This window comes from Pseudomonas sp. WS 5027, assembly GCF_012985695.1.
Taxonomy (GTDB): Bacteria; Pseudomonadota; Gammaproteobacteria; order Pseudomonadales; family Pseudomonadaceae; genus Aquipseudomonas; species Aquipseudomonas hygromyciniae.
This window is the reverse complement of record NZ_JAAQWU010000002.1, coordinates 272,270-289,021: the sequence shown is the minus strand read 5'-3', so window position 1 is coordinate 289,021 and position 16,752 is coordinate 272,270. Positions and strand designations below refer to the sequence as shown.

General features: G+C 60.1%; 13 protein-coding genes and 1 tRNA gene. 6 read left to right on the top strand and 8 right to left on the bottom strand.

The window, feature by feature from the left end; all coding sequences use genetic code 11:
• Positions 1–532: 532 nt before the first annotated feature.
• The gene (gene gabP / locus HBO09_RS04200) at positions 533–1,924 is read left to right on the top strand and encodes a GABA permease (RefSeq protein WP_169991906.1); all 1,392 of its coding nucleotides are present in this window, start codon (positions 533–535) and stop codon (positions 1,922–1,924) included.
• Between the two features lie 870 nt (positions 1,925–2,794).
• Here gabP and HBO09_RS04195 read toward each other — a convergent pair.
• Together HBO09_RS04195 and HBO09_RS04190 are read right to left on the bottom strand one after the other, a co-directional pair.
• Positions 2,795–3,208 carry a hypothetical protein gene (locus HBO09_RS04195; protein ID WP_169991908.1) on the bottom strand — a complete coding sequence of 138 codons (414 nt, stop codon included), beginning with the start codon at positions 3,206–3,208 and terminating at the stop codon, positions 2,795–2,797.
• Between the two features lie 70 nt (positions 3,209–3,278).
• Entirely contained in the window at positions 3,279–4,187 is a 909-nt protein-coding gene (locus HBO09_RS04190; RefSeq protein WP_169991910.1) for an alpha/beta fold hydrolase, read from the bottom strand.
• Positions 4,188–4,408: 221 nt separating this feature from the next.
• Between HBO09_RS04190 and HBO09_RS04185 the strand changes: the two genes are divergently transcribed.
• Positions 4,409–6,049: a glycosyltransferase family 39 protein gene (locus HBO09_RS04185; protein WP_169991912.1), complete on the top strand. Its 1,641-nt coding sequence runs from the start codon at positions 4,409–4,411 to the stop codon at positions 6,047–6,049.
• 13 nt (positions 6,050–6,062) lie between these two features.
• Here HBO09_RS04185 and HBO09_RS04180 read toward each other — a convergent pair whose 3' ends face one another.
• The 6 genes from HBO09_RS04180 to HBO09_RS04155 form a co-directional block, all read right to left on the bottom strand.
• Complete coding sequence (locus HBO09_RS04180; protein WP_169991914.1) at positions 6,063–8,138, bottom strand: TonB-dependent siderophore receptor; 2,076 nt, start codon at positions 8,136–8,138, stop codon at positions 6,063–6,065.
• A 316-nt stretch (positions 8,139–8,454) separates the two neighbouring features.
• Positions 8,455–9,123 (bottom strand): hypothetical protein, encoded by a 669-nt coding sequence (locus HBO09_RS04175; RefSeq protein WP_169991916.1) that lies wholly within the window; start codon positions 9,121–9,123, stop codon positions 8,455–8,457.
• 207 nt (positions 9,124–9,330) lie between these two features.
• Positions 9,331–9,406 (bottom strand) — tRNA-Phe (locus HBO09_RS04170).
• Between the two features lie 103 nt (positions 9,407–9,509).
• Complete coding sequence (locus tag HBO09_RS04165) at positions 9,510–9,782, bottom strand: oxidative damage protection protein (protein ID WP_169991918.1); 273 nt, start codon at positions 9,780–9,782, stop codon at positions 9,510–9,512.
• Positions 9,779–10,846, bottom strand: a complete 1,068-nt coding sequence (mutY, locus tag HBO09_RS04160; RefSeq protein ID WP_169991920.1) for an A/G-specific adenine glycosylase — start codon at positions 10,844–10,846, stop codon at positions 9,779–9,781. Before mutY ends, HBO09_RS04165 begins: the two co-directional genes overlap by 4 nt.
• Positions 10,843–13,062 carry an AsmA family protein gene (locus tag HBO09_RS04155; protein WP_169991922.1) on the bottom strand — a complete coding sequence of 740 codons (2,220 nt, stop codon included), beginning with the start codon at positions 13,060–13,062 and terminating at the stop codon, positions 10,843–10,845. Before HBO09_RS04155 ends, mutY begins: the two co-directional genes overlap by 4 nt.
• 296 nt (positions 13,063–13,358) lie before the next feature.
• Between HBO09_RS04155 and HBO09_RS04150 the strand changes: the two genes are divergently transcribed.
• The 4 genes from HBO09_RS04150 (at position 13,359) to HBO09_RS04135 (ending at position 16,747) form a co-directional block, all read left to right on the top strand.
• Positions 13,359–15,020 carry an OFA family MFS transporter gene (locus tag HBO09_RS04150; protein WP_169991924.1) on the top strand — a complete coding sequence of 554 codons (1,662 nt, stop codon included), beginning with the start codon at positions 13,359–13,361 and terminating at the stop codon, positions 15,018–15,020.
• 238 nt (positions 15,021–15,258) lie between these two features.
• A complete protein-coding gene (gene hisB / locus HBO09_RS04145; protein WP_003218037.1) occupies positions 15,259–15,852 on the top strand; it encodes an imidazoleglycerol-phosphate dehydratase HisB in 594 nt (197 codons plus the stop codon).
• Positions 15,852–16,490 carry an imidazole glycerol phosphate synthase subunit HisH gene (hisH, locus tag HBO09_RS04140; RefSeq protein ID WP_029295897.1) on the top strand — a complete coding sequence of 213 codons (639 nt, stop codon included), beginning with the start codon at positions 15,852–15,854 and terminating at the stop codon, positions 16,488–16,490. Before hisB ends, hisH begins: the two co-directional genes overlap by 1 nt.
• Complete coding sequence (locus HBO09_RS04135) at positions 16,490–16,747, top strand: DUF2164 domain-containing protein (protein ID WP_169991926.1); 258 nt, start codon at positions 16,490–16,492, stop codon at positions 16,745–16,747. The genes hisH and HBO09_RS04135 overlap by 1 nt, the downstream gene beginning before the upstream one ends.
• The last annotated feature ends 5 nt before the right edge of the window (positions 16,748–16,752 follow it).

The window sequence follows — 16,752 nt, the reverse complement described above, 5'->3', positions numbered from 1 at the left end:
TTGCGTTCCTGCTGTTGGGTCGCCTTCCTGGCGTGGCGCCAAGCTAGCATAGCGTTCGGATGACAGCCAACAGCGCCACGGGCGTTAAACAGGCGGTGTGTGACAGGTTGTCGCATCGGCACAGCAGCGTGTCGCGCCATCAACAACCGAACAACCGTTTTAACCGATAAACCCGTGGCAGTCGCGTAAAAAAGGGCGCGATGGTGCCAGCTTTGGCCGGGTGTTGGAAGGGTTAAACGGGTAAACGGTGCCTATCAGCCCTTTAATTGGGCGTCACTTACTTTCTGTGTGTGTTTTTGGTGCGCCCATGCGTTCTGGAAGTGAGTCGGCTGGTAACGTTGTGGCGGATTGCCATTAATCTCAATGGCTTGCGAGCGTTGAAGGATTGTCCTACAGGCCGCGTCAATCTTGGCTTTGTAACATTTTGGCGCAAATCTTGCGTAAAAAATAAAGAACGCCCCGTTTGTTTCTTTTCACGAAAGCGCAGCAAGCCGGGTGGACCGAATACGCAATTCCTCGCAAAGGTGTGTCAATGAGTAGTACGCAAAGCTCCAATGACCTCGAACAGGGGCTCAAACCGCGGCATGTCACCATGCTGTCGATTGCCGGTGTGATTGGCGCCGGTTTGTTTGTCGGCTCCGGCCACGCGATTGCGGCAGCCGGCCCCGCCGTGCTGCTGGCCTATGCTGCGGCCGGTACGCTGGTGGTACTGGTGATGCGCATGCTGGCCGAGATGGCCGTCGCGTCTCCCGACACCGGTTCTTTTTCCACTTACGCCGACCGGGCCATCGGCCATTGGGCCGGTTTTACCATCGGCTGGCTGTACTGGTGGTTCTGGGTGCTGGTCATTCCCCTCGAAGCCAACGCCGCCGCGACCATCCTGCACGCCTGGTTCCCCGACGTGGCGATCTGGGCGTTCACCCTGGTCATTACCTTGCTGCTGACCGCTACCAACCTGTTCAGTGTGAAGAACTACGGCGAGTTCGAGTTCTGGTTTGCCCTGATCAAGGTGGTGGCGATCATCGGCTTTGTGATCCTCGGCGTGCTGGCGATCTTCGGCTTTCTGCCGGGTAGCCAGGTCAGCGGCGTTTCGCACCTGTTCGACACCCAAGGCTTCTTGCCCAACGGCATGGGGGCGGTGCTCGCAGCGATCCTGACCACCATGTTCTCGTTCATGGGCACTGAGATCGTGACCATCGCGGCCGCAGAATCGAAAAACCCTGGCCAGCAGATCACCAAGGCCACCAACTCGGTGATCTGGCGGATCGGCTTGTTCTACCTGGTGTCGATCTTCATCGTCGTGGCCCTGGTGCCGTGGAACGATCCGACCCTGGCGGCTGTAGGTTCCTACCAGACTGTGCTGGAGCGTATGGGCATCCCGAATGCCAAGCTGATCGTCGATCTGGTGGTATTGGTCGCCGTGACCAGTTGCCTGAACTCGGCGCTGTACACCGCGTCGCGCATGCTGTTTTCCCTGGGGCGTCGTGGCGATGCACCGGCGGTGGCCAAACGCACCAACAAAAGCGGCACGCCTTATTGGGCAGTGATGCTGTCCACGGGCGCGGCGTTCCTCGCGGTATTCGCCAACTACGTGGCGCCGGCGGCAGTGTTTGAATTCCTGCTGGCCAGCTCCGGCGCGATTGCGCTGTTGGTGTACCTGGTGATTGCCGTGTCGCAACTGCGCATGCGTCAGAAACGTACGGCGGCTGGCGAGAAGATTGCCTTCAAGATGTGGCTGTTTCCGGGCCTGACCTACGCAGTGATCGTATTTATCGTCGGTGCGTTGACCATCATGCTGTTCCAGGAAGCGCACCGGGTGGAGATTATTGCGACCGGTGTGTTGAGCTTGCTGGTGGTGGTGGCGGGGTTGCTGGTGGCGAGCCGGCGCAGAGCCCGCAACCTCGGGACTGCAGTGCTGAATTGATCAGCCCCCCTCCACTGTAGGAGCGAGCTTGCTCGCGAAAAACGTCAACGATAACGCGTGCTGCGTGGGTAAACGCGTTGTTCTTGAGTTCTTCGCGAGCAAGCTCGCTCCTACATGGGTTTTGTATCAATCCTGCGAATTGGTCAGTGCCTGCGACGCGGCCACGTAATCTGCCTGCTGGCTGCTAACGCCACGAAATACTGTAGGAGCGAGCTTGCTCGCGAAAAACGTCAACGATAACGCGCACTGCCTGGGTAAACGCGTTGTTCTTGAGTTCTTCGCGAGCAAGCTCGCTCCTACGTGGGTTTTGTATTAATCCTGCGAAGTGGTCAGTGCCTGCGACGCGGCCACGTAATCGGCCTGCTGGCTGCTAACGCCACGAAATACTGTAGGAGCGAGCTTGCTCGCGAAAAACGTCAACGATAACGCGTGCTGCGTGGGTAAACGCGTTGTTCTTGAGTTCTTCGCGAGCAAGCTCGCTCCTACATGGGTTTTGTATCAATCCTGCGAAGTGGTCAGTGCCTGCGACGCGGCCACGTAATCGGCCTGCTGGCTGCTAACGCCACGAAATACTGTAGGAGCGAGCTTGCTCGCGAAAAACGTCAACGATAACGCGTGCTGCCTGGGTAAACGCGTTGTTCTTGAGTTCTTCGCGAGCAAGCTCGCTCCTACAGTGGTTTTGTATCAATCCTGCGAATTGGTCAGTGCCTGCGACGCGGCCACGTAATCGGCCTGCTGGCTGCTAACGCCACGAAATACTGTAGGAGCGAGATTGCTCGCGAAAAACGTCAACGATAACGCGCACTGCCTGGGTAAACGCGTTGTTCTTGAGTTCTTCGCGAGCAAGCTCGCTCCTACATGGGTTTTGTATCAATCTTGCGCAGGGGTCAGTGCTTGTGACGCCGCGACGTAATCGGCCTGAAACGCTGGCGATTCAATCCACGCCAACGCCGCCGCTTCATCGTCGCTGTCGGTGGACCACTGCCGATACTCGATCAGCGCCGCCAGGATAAAGTCTGTGGCGTTTTCTTCGCCTTCCTGTTCCAGCACCAACGCCAGCAGCGGGTGCGCCAGGAACGCTGCACACAGCGCCTGCTGGCTGGTCTCGCCGGCTGTGCGCATCTCCACGAAAAGCTCGGTCAAGTCCACCGACTCAAGATCAATGCGGTCGTCGTCACCGGCAAATGCATCCTGCTTCGGCGCGTTGGCGCGTTGGGTGCGGTTCTGCTTGGCCTTGGCTTTTGCCCGCTGGGCACGTTTTTGCTGCTTGTCTGGCGAAGCCATGGGCTCACGTCCTTGGGTCAGGATCTGGGTGGCGTATTGAAGCGCAGGTCGGGCGAAATCCCAAGGGTTTCTACAGCTGCGCCCCCGGCGTGTCGGCCGCCAGTTGGCCGTGCTGCAGCCACGCCAGGGCAATCGGCCATAAGCGATCCTGATATTCACTACGGAAAAACGCGAAATGCCCGACGGCCTCTTCGCCAATATCCATCGGCGCGATGCGCCAGTGCGTGCGTTCGCTGGCCTGGAAGTAATTCAGCAGGCGCTCGATGGCGGGCACCGTGCCAAATGGGTCGTCGCTGATGCTGACCGCCAGGATCTGTGCCTTCACCCGGGCAAAGGGCAGCTCGTCCAGGGTGCGCCCGCTGGGCCGCGTCTCGTAGGTGGGCGTGGGTGTGCTCCAGTCGCGCACCACCCCCGCAGGCGTGTCTTCCAGCCAACCCAGGCGCTTGCCCGGGAAATACCCGCATACGGCGGTCACCAGCGGCATTACCAGATGCCACTTGGCAAACATCCGCCAGCGGCCGGCCGCTTGATAGTCGCGCCAGTAGGCAAACTGCGCCCCCACGGTGACCAAGCGCCTGATCGCCGCCCCCGACGCTCCGAGCCCGGCCGCACAGCCGCCAAAGCTGTGGCCGACCACATCAATGGGTTGCCCGGCAAACTCGCGCTGCGCACGCTGCAAGATGGCCTCGAAATCCAGCCGGCCCCAGTCCGACCACGAGGCCTTGAACCCGCGCAATGAGCCGCTGCGCGATTCGCCGATGCCGCGATAGTCGTAGGTAATCACATCAAAACCGTTGGCAAACAGGTAGTCGGCAAAGCGTGAATAGTGCCGGCAGCGCACCGAGGTGGCGGCGTTGATGATCACTACCGGGCGTTCGATATCGGTGCGGATATGACGCCAGGTGAAGCCACCTATGGGGTAGCTATCGGCGGCGGGCTCACGGAATGCCTCGGGGTGAAGGTGGGTGGGCAGATTCATGACGGGCCTCGATCCATGCGCTTTCGATGGGGCAAGGGCTGCCCATGCGCAGTTTTTATTGGAAGTTGACGCTAACAAAATCGATGGGCAAAGGCCCGTAATCTTTAAGTGTGACTGCCGATCGGTGGTGAGGGAGGGAATGTTGCATTTGGTTCAGGCGCGATTCAGGCGCGCTGGCGGCAATATACGCCTGCATCTCTCCCGGCCTGGCAGGTTAAAGCATGGAACACCGCAACCGTTTTCGTGTGGAGGCCCTGGGTGTTTTTCTGGTGGCCTTGTTGCTATTTACCCTAGGCATCTGGGATCAACAGCCTCAAGGGTTTGACGGGCGTTGGGCGGTGTTTATGCAGGAGATGTTTCGCCACGGTGCGAGCTTCTTCCCCACCACCTACGGTGAGCCTTACCCGGATTACCCGGGTACCGCGACCTATTTCAGCCTGTTCTTTGCCCGGCTGTTCGGTGCGCCTAATGACCTGGCTAACGTCCTGCCCACCGCTCTGGCGTCGGCCGGGGTCATGGCGCTGGTCTACCGTTTGCTGGTGCCTTCTGGGCGGGCATGGGCGTTGCTGACGGTATTGCTCACGGCATCGACTGCGCAATTGCTGGAGAAGTCGCGCTCGGTGTGTCTGGATCAGATGGTCTCGCTGCTGTGTCTTGGGTGTTTTTACCTACTGCACACCGGTGAGCGTTTGGGCTCAAGGCTGCGCCAATACGCAATCTTTCCCTTGTTCGTGGCGGCATTTGCCATTCGCGGCCCTTTGGGGCTGATCGAGGTCTGTGGTGTTGCCTGTGTGTATTGGGCAATGGGGCCTGCTGGCTCGCGAGAAGAGAAGATTGGCTTAATCAAAAAGGTAATTGCCCACGGGGTAATCGGCCTGGTCCTGCTCTTGGCCTGTTGGTGGGTGCTGCTGAAGCTGGCACGGATCAGCGGTGGTGAAGGGTTTGCCGATGAGGTGCAGAAGATGCAGGTGGCCGGTCGCCTCGATGAAAGTGGTGAACCGTTCTACTTCTACCTTCAACTGAGCTTGTACCGTTATTTCCCGGTGATACCGCTGGCGCTGGCGACGTTGATTGCCCTGCGTCACACATGGACGACGCGCAATGATGATGCCGATGTGCGGTTGATGCTGCGCCTGGGTGGTTGTGGCTTGATGATCCTGCTGGGGTTGTCGGTGCCGAACTTCAAACGCGCCTACTACATCGTGCCCATGGTCCCGATGTTTGCCGCTGTGGCGGCCTATGGGCTGCTTCAGGCCCGGGGTTGGTTGCTTGGCGTGCGTCGGGGTTATGAGTGGCTGGTGGCGATCCTGCCGCTGCTGGGAGTTGTCGTGGTATTGGTTTGCCGGCACCTGTGGAGCAAGCACGGTTTCTGGCCGGATGTTTCGGTGCCGGGATTGATTGCGCTGCTGATCATCCTGCAACTGGCGGCGGTGGTTGCCTGGCGCCGTTTGCGCGGCCGTGTGGGGGCGCGACTGGTGGTGCTCAGCCTGATCGCGCTGGGCACTCAATGGCTGGTATTGGTGACGGTTGTCGAGCCGGCCAAGGATCTGCAATTCGACACCAAAACCTTTGTGGGTGCGGTGCAAACCCTGCGCGCCGAGAACCCCGGGCCGTTGGTGTTTCTCAACCTCGGCAAGGATACCTGGGCCATTCGCTACATCATGAACCTGGACCATGACGAGCAGCCGCTGTTTATCGGGCGTGACAACCTTGCGCAATTGAGCGCGCTGCCGCGCTCGTCCTGGGTCATCGTCGCGCGCAAGGAAACCCAACTGCTGCAAGGCACGCCGCTGGAGCACCTGGCTCCAGTGTTCAATGGGCGGCTCAATGACAACCCGCTGCTGGTGTTTCGCGTGCCGTGATCTTAAAGCTCGATCAAAAGTTGTAGGCCAGCGTACCGACGAGCGTGCGGCGGTTGCCGATGAAGCAGTCGCCTCGCGCCAGGCATGTCGTGTAGTAGGTCTTGTCTTCAAGATTGGTCGCGTTGAGGGTCAGGTTCCAGTTCTGGTATTGGTACCCGAGCATCGCATCCACCAGGGTGGTAGATGGCGTTTTCAGGCGGTCGGCCCCATCCCAGCTTGTTCCTACATAGCGAACGCCTGCACCGACACTGAACCCGGATAGGTCACCGATGCTGAACCGATGCTGGCTCCATACCGACGCCATGTTCTCTGGAACACTGGCCAGGCGTTTGCCTTGTTCGGCGGGTGAGCCCTTGAGGACGGTGGTGTCGGTGTAGCTGTAGGTACCAATCAGGTCCCAGTCGGGCGTGACCGTCACCAGAGCTTCGAGCTCCAGCCCACGGGCGCGGGTTTCACCACTTTGCAGGGTGTTCATCGCATCCAGGGGGTCGGGCATGCGGCGGTTTTGCTCGCGAATGTCATACACCGCAGCGGTATAGAGGCTGTTGCTGCCAACGGGCTGGTATTTCACGCCCAGCTCCCACTGTTTGCCCTTGAGCGGTACATAGGGGTCAAGCGTTCGCTGGTTGAGGCCGATCTGGGGTTGGAATGATTCGCTGTAGCTCAAGTAGGGCGATATGCCGTTGTCGAACAGGTAGGTCAGGCCCACGCGGCCGGTCACCTTGTCATCTTTCTGCTGGGCCTTGCCTTGGGTCTGGCTGGAGGCCCAATCCTTACGCAGGCCAAGGGTCAGTAACCACTGCTCGTATTTGATCTGGTCCTGGGCATAGAGCCCGCGCTGCATGACCCGTTGTTCCGGGTCTGCGGTGAGGCGAATGATAGAGGGATCAAAGGTGCCATACACCGGGTCGTACACGTTCAGTGGTGTTGCCGCGCCGCTGGCGCCGTCGCGGTTGGAGACAGCGTGCTGGTAGTCGCCCCCCAGCAGCAGCGTGTGTTGTAGCGGGCCGGTGTCGAATCGGGCCTCGGCGTTTTGGTCGGCGACCCAGACTTTGACCTCTGGTTTGGAAACGTAATACACGCGGTCGAGGGTCTGGTTGTCGGGCTTGAACGGTGGGTTTTTGCTGAATACCGAATAAATCGACTGGTAGCTGACTTTGCTTTTCTGCCAACGCAGGTTTTGTCGCAGCGTCCATGTGTCGTTCACGTGCCACGAGAATTGCGACGTCAGGGCTGTCTGGTCACTGTCGTATTCGTCGAATCCTGGCTCGCTGGCGAATCGGTTGCTGTGGATCCGGCCATAGGGCGCATTCCAGACGGTGCCTTTATGCGGGAAGAACTGCGTGGTGGAGCCGCTGTCATCGCGCTGGATGTTGGCCAGTAGGGTCCAGTCGATATCTTCGTTGGGGCGCCAGGTCAGCGATGGCATCAGGACCTGGCGGTTGTCTTTGACATGATCAACCTGGGTGTCGCTGTCCCGTTGAATCGCCACCAGCCGGTACAACAGCGTGCCTTGTGGGTTCAGGGAGCCAGTGGTGTCGACGGCGACCTGCTTGCGGTTGTAATTGCCGTATTGCAGTTGCAGTTCGGTGTGTTGTTCGGCCTTGGGGCGTTTGCTGACTTGGTTGATCAAGCCCCCCACAGGACTTTGCCCGTAAAGCATCGACGCCGGGCCCTTGAGCACTTCAAGACGTTCCAGGGTGAAGGGATCGGTGCGTACGTTGGTGTAAGTGCCGAAGCTCTGCTGTAAGCCATCAAGGAACAGCGCAGGTGAGCTGCCCCGCACTTTCGACCAGTCTCCCCGGCTATCGAGCCCGAAGGTTTCGGCGCGCACACCGGAAACATAACGCAACGCGTCTTGCACGGTCAGCGCGCCCTGATCACGCATACGGTCGGCGCTGATGACGGAAATCGACTGGGGGATCTCAGTAATCGGAGTGTCGGTCTTGGCCCCCGTTGTACTGCGCTTGGCGACATAGCCTTTGATCGGGCCGTCTGCGGTTTCTTCTGAGGCAGTTGCCGTAATACTTTGGCTGGGCAGTTCGAGTTGGCCTGTTTCCTGGGCCGCGTTTGCGACCGGGACCAGCATCGAAGCGAATCCGAAGGGGGCAAGGCCGAGCGCCTTCAACCATGAACCTGGCTCGCGTGCAGAGGGCATCGCAGCTCCTTGATTATTTTTAGTGATGCAGGGGGAGGATATTTTGCGCGCCAGCTTAAATGATAATAATTGCTATTAGCAACGTTGAGTGCTGGTCAGTGCTGGCTTTTTGGCCGCAGGCATTCGATGCGTGGGGTGGCGATAGGGCGGTCTTGCGCGGGGAGGGAGCGATCAAGGCTGCGGAGTCTTTGATCCTGGGCTGGGGCCCGAGACCGCTGACTCCGAAGTGACCGTCATCATGGATGAATTATTTGCAGCGATACCCTTCAGGCATCGTGACGCTGTAGTTGCGTTGCACGCGATCCTGGAAATTCAGGTTCTGCAGGCCCTGCTGTACCAGGAAGGCCTCGACCTTGGCAGCCTGGCAGTCCTTGTTGTAGGACGTCACTCGCAGCAGGTACACCGCACGTTTGCTCGCTTCATCCCGGGCTGTGGCGGTGAAGGTGGTGAGCGTGGTGTAGGCGGTGCGCTCCGAGCTGCCCACCGGGCCATAGGTGGTGTTCGGTGTGCTGGTGCAGATCATCTGGTCGCTTTTTTTCTTACTGTTCTTGCACACCGTGGAAGTGCTGGTTGGCACTTGCCCATAGTCGGTGGCGGTATAGCGATAGGTCACCTGGTGGCTGTCGATGTCGAGGGTGATCGTGATTTTCGGTGCGCGATTCTTGGGCAGGGTCATGTCGGTATAGACCTCGCGAAAGCCCTGGTCCTTCATGGCGCTGACCATATCGCGCAGATAGTAGCGGGCGTTGAGCGCGTTCTCGCCATTGCCGCTGACCGACGTCACCAGCACTGGCGCCTGTCGATCAAAGTGATAGTCCGGGTCAGGGGTTGCGTTGATCGCGACGTCCATCGTCGTGGCGCATCCGCTGAGCAGCGCTGTCAGCATTAACAGCGTGCAGAACAAGTACCGGTTCATGGAAGTAACTACCTTGCTGAAGATTGGATTAAGGCTAGACGATTGAGCAGCCCGATAAATAACACATCAAGTGCCGGTGAGGCTTGGCGTTAACCTTAAAGTAACCAGAGGGGCGCTGGCGTACCAAATCGCAGACAACAAAAAACCCGCACTAGGCGGGTTTCTTGTGTGTTTCAGATGACGTTTGCACCACCTGAAACTAATTAGTGGTGCCCAGAGACGGAATCGAACCGCCGACACGGGGATTTTCAATCCCCTGCTCTACCGACTGAGCTATCTGGGCAACGGGGCGCATTAAACGGGTTTTTCAGGGGGTCGTCAAGCAAGTTTTCAAAAAATATTTAATTATTACCGTCGCTTACGTGCCAACCCCGTTTTTTGCTCAATTATTGAGCAGGCGGCACGTAGCCATCGGCCTTGGCGTAATCCTCGCCGGAAAAGTACTTCTTCATCTCGCCCTGAAGATATTTGCGGTCTTCAGCATTCATCATGTTCAGGCGTTTTTCGTTGATCAGTAGGGTCTGGTGCTTCTGCCAGTCGGTCCAGGCCTTGGCGGAAACGTGGTCGAAAATGTCCTGGCCCATGGCTCCCGGAAACGGGGCGCGCTCCAGGGCGGGCAGTTCTTCGTGATACTTGCGGCAGATAACGGTGCGGGTCATGACGAAACTCCTGCGTTCAATACGTCGGCCGCGCGCTTCAGCAGTTTTTTCACCGGGGCGGCAAGGCCCAGGCGCGGCGGGGTGGCGAGGTTATACCAGAGCCAGTCGGCCTCGGCCACGTGATGGGCCGATTCCTCGACTTGCACCAGCCAGGGTTCGATAGCCAGTTGGAAGTGGCTGAAGGTGTGGACCAGCCCAGGTAGCTCCTGATGCTTGCCCAGTGCCAGCGAGTGCTGGTTGGCCAGGTGTTCCAGGTCGTTCAGGTCGTCCAGCTCCGGCAAGCTCCACAGCCCGCCCCAAAGGCCCGTAGAAGGGCGACGGTAAAGCAGGATCGCGCCCTCCTGGTTGGCCAGCAAGGGCATCAGCGTGCGCTTTTGCGGGATGGTCTTGCGGGGCTTGGGAATCGGGTAGCGGGTTTCCAGGCCCAGCATGTGCGCTTCGCAGCCCTTTTCCAGGGGGCACAGCAGGCAACTGGGCTTGCTGCGGGTGCAGAGGGTGGCGCCCATGTCCATCATCGCCTGGGTGTAGGCGTTGACGCGGTCGTGGGGGGTAAAACGTTCGGCAGTGGCCCACAGCTGTTTGGCCACCTTGGGCTCGCCCGGATAGCCTTCCTGGGCGGTAAAGCGAGCCAGCACGCGCTTGACGTTGCCGTCGAGGATCGGTGCGCGCAGGCCCATGCTCAGGCTGGCGATGGCGCCGGCGGTGGACAGGCCGATGCCCGGCAGCTCGGTAAGCTTTTCTACATCGCGGGGAAACTCGCCGCCGTATTCGGCGACGACAATCTTCGCGGTCTTTTGCAGGTTGCGCGCCCGGGTGTAGTAACCGAGCCCGGTCCACAGGTGCAGCACTTCGTCCTCCGGCGCGGCGGCCAGCGCTTCGACCGTTGGCAGCGAGGCCATGAAGCGGTCGAAGTAATTGAGCACGGTGCTGACCTGGGTCTGTTGCAGCATGATTTCCGAGACCCACACCCGATACGGGGTAATGCCTTGCTGCCAAGGCAGGTCATGGCGACCATGGCGGTCGTACCAGTCCAGTACGGCCGCTGAGAATTGCTCGTTTCTCATCGGTTGAACAAACCTTTGAGGGCGTCTTTGAGCTTGGGATTGACCTTGTCGAGTTTCTCTTCAATTTTCTCGCTGAGCTTGTTGCCGGCCATCTTGGCCGCAACCTGGCCCAGGCCGTCCTTATCCAGGCGGCAGGCCTTGGCGCCCAACTCCAGCGGGCCACGGCAGCGCAGCGGGACTTCGATGCCTCGGAAGTTCGAGCCGACCTGGCAGGCCGGGTCTGGCATGTCGCGCTTGTCACCCTCGACAATGATGCCCACACGGTAGTCCATGCCCAGCACGCGCAGGTCAATGTCGCCATTGCCGTTGACGGTCAGGCCGGGGATGCGCACTTTCAGGTCCGGGTTGCTGGCCACGCCGTTACGCAAGGTCAGGTTGCCCTTGAGCTCCTCGAACGGTGTGTCCTTGCCACGCGGTTCGCTGGCCAGGGTCTTGCGATTGAGCAGGGCGATGCCGGTGCACAGTTGTTGCTCAATGTTGGCGTTGAGCAGCACGCCATTGTTGATCACAAAGCTGGCGGTGCCATTGAGGCTGTCGATCAGCGCCTTCTGGCTGTTGCCGCGACCCGTCAGGTTGCTGTCGAGGGTGATCTGGCCTTTGACCGGCGGGGTTTTGCCCTGGGCCTGCAGGACGCGTTCGACCGGCACTTGCTTGATTTTGGTCTGCAGTGCCAACAGCGGCACATCTTCACGGGCATCGAGGTTGCCGTTGGCCTGGAATGTGCCGTTGTAGAGACCGCCGCTCAAGGTGTCGAGCTTGAGCTGACCACCCTGGCCAGAGGCTTTGAGGGTGGCGTTCTCGATGGGCAACTGGCCGAGGGTCAGTTGGCCGAAGGACAGGTCGGCAATCACGTCCAGGGTGCGCAGGCGTGACAGTGGCAGCAGTTTATCGGTGCTCCAGGCGCCTTTGGTCGGCGCATCCGGCAACGGCGTGGTGCCGCCGGCGGCCATGGCCCCGGCTTCGCTGCTCTGCACTTCGGCCTGGCGCGCGACGGCCGCGCTGTTGGCTGCTTCGGACTTGGCGGGCAGATAGTGGTCGGCGTTGAACGTGTCGGCCTTCAACTGCACGCGCAGGGATTGCTTGGCAAAGTCTTCCACCGCCAGGCGCCCGGTGAAGGTGCTGCCATCGACTTTCAGGTTGAGGTCTTCCAGCGCCACGCTCGACGGCGTGCCTTGCAGGCGGCTGACCAACTCGACCTTGCTCAGGCTCTCTGGGGCCATGGCTGGCGTTGGATGGCCGACGCTGTCGAGGAGCTTGGCCAGGTCAAACTGGGCAATCGACAGGGCGCCGCTGATCTGTGGGGTTTTATCCAGGTCGTGGACCTTCAGTTCACCCAGTGCCCGTAGTTGGTTGAGCGAGAGCTTGAGGCCGGTCCACTCGGCGATGTTCGCCGACAGGTCCACCAGCAACTGGCCCTGGGTGGCAAACGTTACGGTCTTGCCTTGCAGGGGCTCGCCCGTGGCTTCGCCGGCGACTTTCATGTCTTCGAACTGATAGCGCTTGAGGGCGCGATCAAAACGCAGCTCGCCATTGAGCTCGCTCTTGACCCGCATGACCGGCTGGTTGCTGCTGAAGAATGCGGTGAGCTTGACCGGAATGCTCGCGCCTTCATGCACGGCACCGGTGCTCAGTTGGATGCTTTCGGCGCTGAGTTGCTTGCCGGTCTGCTCGTCGTTGTACTCGATGCGGGCGTTATTGACCGTCAGGCTGTCGATGTCCAGGCGGATTGGTTGGGCCGGTTTCTCCGGCGTTGGCGCGGTAGCTGGCGCAGTCGTGGCGGGCGCTTCGGCGCTGGTGGTAGCCGCAACGGGCGGTGCCTTGCCGATATCTTCCCAGTTGCCATGGCCTTGCTTGTCGCGGGTCAGGCGCAGGTTCAGGCCCTCGACGCGCACATCGCTCATTTGCACTTCGCGGCGCAGCAGCGGCAGCACGCGCACCGACAGGCCGAGCATCTGCAGGTCGGCAAATGGTTGGGCGGGGTTGTGCAGGGTGGCCACGCTGGCATCATGCAACTCCAGGCCCAGCCAGGGGAACAGGCTCCAGCCGATATCGCCATTGAGCGTCAGCTCGATGTGGGCCTTGTCGCGGGCAATCTGGCGAATCTCGTCTTTATAGTCGTTGGGATCGAAGAGGTGGGTCAGGGCAAAGCCCAGAGCCACAATGATCAGCAACAGCCCGAGAAGTACCAGACCCAGGATTTTGCCGAACGCTTTCATGGGCGAGTCCTTGTATGTCGATTTCAAAATTTAGCCGCAGAGTATAACGCCGGGAGGTCCGCGGCTGTTTACGCATCGTTACATAGTGTCAAACAAAACAGATGGGCTGAAAAAGGTAGTGTCAGTTTGGTTTCTCTCGCTGCGCCAAATGCTAATCTTTGCGCGTTCGCCCGCCTTCTGCGACGAAACGTCGCGCCTACAGGGAGCTTCACTCGAGAAAACGGCCACGCATTGCGTGCAAAGGCCGAGGAGGAGAGCGCCTGGCGAACACAGACCAACAACTGGGGGAAACACCAATGAACACTAGCACTGCGGCCGGCATTTCTGCTGCGCAGCCTGCGTTCCTGTCCAAGGAACGCATCATCGCCAAGCCCGGTTTCAACCGCTGGCTGGTTCCGCCGGCCGCCCTGGCCATCCATTTGTGTATCGGCATGGCCTACGGCTTCTCGGTGTTCTGGCTGCCACTGTCCAAGGCGCTGGGTGTGACCGCGCCGGTGGCCTGTGCGCCGGACATGAGCTTTATCGCGCAGATCTTCTCGTCGTCCTGCGACTGGCCGATCTCCATGCTGGGCTGGATCTACACCCTGTTCTTCATCTTCCTGGGTTGCTCGGCAGCGATCTGGGGCGGCTGGCTGGAACACGCCGGGCCGCGCAAGGCCGGTGTGGTCTCGGCACTGTGTTGGTGCGGTGGCCTGCTGATCTCGGCACTGGGGATTTATACCCACCAGATCTGGCTGATGTGGCTCGGTTCGGGGGTGATTGGTGGTATCGGCCTGGGCCTGGGCTATATCTCGCCGGTGTCGACCCTGATCAAGTGGTTCCCGGACAAGCGCGGCATGGCGACCGGCATGGCGATCATGGGCTTTGGCGGTGGTGCGATGGTCGGTGCGCCCCTGGCTGCAGCGCTGATGGGCCACTTTGCTTCGCCGACCGGCGTGGGCGTGTGGCAGAGCTTTTTGGTCATGGCCGCGATCTACTTCGTGTTCATGATCGGCGGCGCCTTGTCCTACCGCGTGCCGCCGACCGGCTGGAAGCCTGAGGGCTGGACCGCACCGGCGAAAAAAGCCAGTAATGCGATGATCACCCACCGTCACGTCCACGTGAACGTGGCCTGGAAAACCCCACAATTTCGTCTGGTCTGGCTGGTGCTGTGCCTGAACGTATCGGCGGGTATCGGCATCCTGGGCATGGCGTCGCCGCTGTTGCAGGAAGTGTTCGGCGGCAAATTGCTGGGTGTTGATGTGCCGTTTGGCCAACTGGATGCCGGTCAACTGGCCTCTATCGCAGCCATCGCGGCGGGCTTCACCGGGTTGTTGAGCCTGTTCAACATTGGTGGGCGGTTCTTCTGGGCGTCGTTCTCCGACTACCTGGGCCGCAAGAACACCTACTTTGTGTTCTTCGCCCTGGGCTTTGCCCTGTATGCGTTGATCCCGAACCTCGGCCATCTGGGCAACGTCTCGCTGTTCGTGGCGGCGTTCTGCATCATCCTGTCGATGTACGGCGGCGGCTTCGCGACCGTGCCGGCCTACCTGGCGGACCTGTTCGGTACGCAAATGGTCGGTGCGATCCATGGTCGCCTGCTCACTGCCTGGGCGGCGGCCGGCGTGCTGGGCCCGGTGTTGGTGAACTACCTGCGTGAGTATCAATTGAGCATCGGCGTCGAGCGCGCCGCGGCCTATGACATCACCTTGTACATCCTTGCCGGCCTGCTGGTGCTGGGCTTTATCTGCAACCTGTTGGTACGCCCGGTGGCCGACAAGTACTTCATGACCGACGCCGAACTGGCTGCCGAACAGGCGCTGGGTCATGACAAGGGCGCCGATGCGACGACGTCCCTGGAGTGGAAAGCTGCTTCCGGCACGGTGCCATTGGCGATCGCCGCGTGGCTGGTGGTGGGTATTCCGCTGGCGTGGGGCGTGTGGGTGACCTTGCAGAAGACTGCAGTGCTGTTCCACTAACACCGCATAACCCGTGTGGGCCCGGTTCCTGTGGGAGCCGGGCTTGCCCGCGATAGAATCAGCTCGATGTAGCTGTAGTACTCAGGCGTCTGCATCGCAGGCAAGCCCGCTCCCGCACTTGTACTGACATGTCTATGCCCGACAGGCCGTCAGTCTTATCCCCTCCGATGTTTCTGTTTAGCGCCCACACCCCCTATAATGGCCACCTTTTTCGCCCAATGATTTTGCGGAGCTGGTGATGGCCGAACGTAAGGCGTCCGTCGAGCGCGACACTCTGGAAACCCAGATCAAAGCCTCGATCAACCTGGATGGCACCGGAAAGGCCCGATTTGATATCGGTGTCCCTTTTCTTGAGCACATGCTGGATCAAATCGCCCGTCATGGGCTGATCGACCTGGATATCGTCAGCAAGGGCGACCTGCATATCGACGACCACCACACCGTGGAGGATGTCGGTATCACCCTCGGCCAGGCGTTTGCCAAGGCCATCGGCGACAAAAAAGGCATTCGCCGTTATGGCCATGCCTATGTCCCGCTGGATGAGGCGCTGTCGCGTGTGGTCATCGACTTCTCGGGCCGCCCAGGCCTGCAGATGCACGTCCCGTATACCCGCGCCACCGTAGGCGGCTTTGACGTGGACCTGTTCCAGGAGTTCTTCCAGGGCTTCGTCAACCACGCCCTGGTCAGCCTGCACATCGACAACCTGCGTGGCACCAACACCCACCACCAGATCGAAACCGTGTTCAAGGCTTTCGGTCGCGCCCTGCGCATGGCCGTGGAGCTCGATGATCGCATGGCCGGGCAAATGCCTTCGACCAAGGGCGTTCTGTAATGCAGACGGTCGCGGTTATCGACTACGGCATGGGCAACCTGCATTCGGTGGCCAAGGCCCTCGAACACGTAGGCGCCGGCAAGGTGCTGATTACCAGCGATGCCAAGGTGATCCGCGAAGCCGACCGGGTGGTGTTTCCCGGTGTAGGTGCGATTCGCGATTGCATGGCTGAAATCCGTCGCCTGGGCTTTGACAGCCTGGTGCGCGAAGTCAGCCAGGACCGGCCGTTCCTCGGGATCTGCGTGGGCATGCAAGCCTTGCTCGAGCGCAGTGAAGAAAACGGCGGCGTCGACTGCATCGGCCTGTTCCCGGGGGATGTGAAGTTCTTCGGCAAGGACCTGCATGAAGACGGCGAACACCTGAAAGTCCCGCACATGGGCTGGAACGAAGTGCGCCGCACCGTCGACCACCCGCTGTGGCATGACATCCCGGACATGGCGCGTTTCTACTTCGTGCACAGCTACTACATCGCCGCCGGTAACCCGCGCCAGGTGGTGGGTGGCGGGCACTATGGCGTCGACTTCGCCGCCGCGCTGGCCGAAGGCTCGCGCTTCGCCGTGCAGTTCCACCCGGAGAAGAGCCATACCCATGGCCTGCAGTTGCTGCAGAACTTCGCCAGTTGGGATGGGCGTTGGTAATGGCCAAGAAGATCAAGCCGCCGATCCTCAATCTCACTCCCCAGCAGGAGAGTGAGGCGACCGACAAGATCAAGCGTTTCATGGACGACCGCTTCGAGCTCAAGCTCGGGTCGTTCGAGGTGGCTGAGATCCTCGAACTGTTCACCACTGAAATTGCTCCGCACTATTACAACAGGGCGATTTTCGATGTGCAGACGCACCTTAAAGAAAGGTTCGAGAGCATCGAAAGCGACTTGTGGGCGCTCGAAAAACCCTGATTCTT

Excerpts from the sequence above, each read along its gene's own strand:
- HBO09_RS04190 (WP_169991910.1), bottom strand. The coding sequence starts at position 4,187 with ATGAATCTGCCCACCCACCTTCACCCCGAGGCATTCCGTGAGCCCGCC.
- HBO09_RS04185 (WP_169991912.1), top strand. The coding sequence starts at position 4,409 with ATGGAACACCGCAACCGTTTTCGTGTGGAGGCCCTGGGTGTTTTTCTG.
- HBO09_RS04155 (WP_169991922.1), bottom strand. The coding sequence starts at position 13,062 with ATGAAAGCGTTCGGCAAAATCCTGGGTCTGGTACTTCTCGGGCTGTTG.
- mutY (WP_169991920.1), bottom strand. The coding sequence starts at position 10,846 with ATGAGAAACGAGCAATTCTCAGCGGCCGTACTGGACTGGTACGACCGC.
- HBO09_RS04180 (WP_169991914.1), bottom strand. The coding sequence starts at position 8,138 with ATGCTGGTCCCGGTCGCAAACGCGGCCCAGGAAACAGGCCAACTCGAA.
- gabP (WP_169991906.1), top strand. The coding sequence starts at position 533 with ATGAGTAGTACGCAAAGCTCCAATGACCTCGAACAGGGGCTCAAACCG.
- hisH (WP_029295897.1), top strand. The coding sequence starts at position 15,852 with ATGCAGACGGTCGCGGTTATCGACTACGGCATGGGCAACCTGCATTCG.
- HBO09_RS04175 (WP_169991916.1), bottom strand. The coding sequence starts at position 9,123 with ATGAACCGGTACTTGTTCTGCACGCTGTTAATGCTGACAGCGCTGCTC.
- HBO09_RS04135 (WP_169991926.1), top strand. The coding sequence starts at position 16,490 with ATGGCCAAGAAGATCAAGCCGCCGATCCTCAATCTCACTCCCCAGCAG.
- hisB (WP_003218037.1), top strand. The coding sequence starts at position 15,259 with ATGGCCGAACGTAAGGCGTCCGTCGAGCGCGACACTCTGGAAACCCAG.
- HBO09_RS04195 (WP_169991908.1), bottom strand. The coding sequence starts at position 3,208 with ATGGCTTCGCCAGACAAGCAGCAAAAACGTGCCCAGCGGGCAAAAGCC.
- HBO09_RS04150 (WP_169991924.1), top strand. The coding sequence starts at position 13,359 with ATGAACACTAGCACTGCGGCCGGCATTTCTGCTGCGCAGCCTGCGTTC.
- HBO09_RS04165 (WP_169991918.1), bottom strand. The coding sequence starts at position 9,782 with ATGACCCGCACCGTTATCTGCCGCAAGTATCACGAAGAACTGCCCGCC.